Raw genomic sequence first — 257 nt, 5'->3', positions numbered from 1 at the left:
GTCTACAAACGTTAGACCAACACTGCCAAATTTGTCATACGCAGTATTATAGATGGCGTTATTTTTTATTACTGAAACAGCATAGGTGGTATGCGGTTCAACAGTATGTGTTAGATAGTTTCCGTTTATGGCATTCATCGTATGCTTTTCAGCGTTAATGGTTAGAACATCACCTTCAACGTCTGGCTCTCCTATGATCATTAACTCGAAATCATATATGGTTGTCTCCCGAGTACTCCAAAGAATAAAATCGATAT

At 37.7% G+C, this 257-nt stretch carries 1 pseudogene; it reads right to left on the bottom strand.

Annotation, left to right across the window (positions count from 1 at the left end):
• Positions 1–201 (bottom strand): annotated as a pseudogene (locus tag BCT81_RS29525) (hypothetical protein); the annotation flags it as partial.
• Between the last annotated feature and the right edge of the window lie 56 nt (positions 202–257).

The organism is Vibrio sp. 10N.261.52.A1 (genome assembly GCF_002876325.1).
GTDB classification, from domain to species: Bacteria; Pseudomonadota; Gammaproteobacteria; order Enterobacterales; family Vibrionaceae; genus Vibrio; species Vibrio chagasii.
This window is presented reverse-complemented; position numbering and strand designations above follow the sequence as displayed.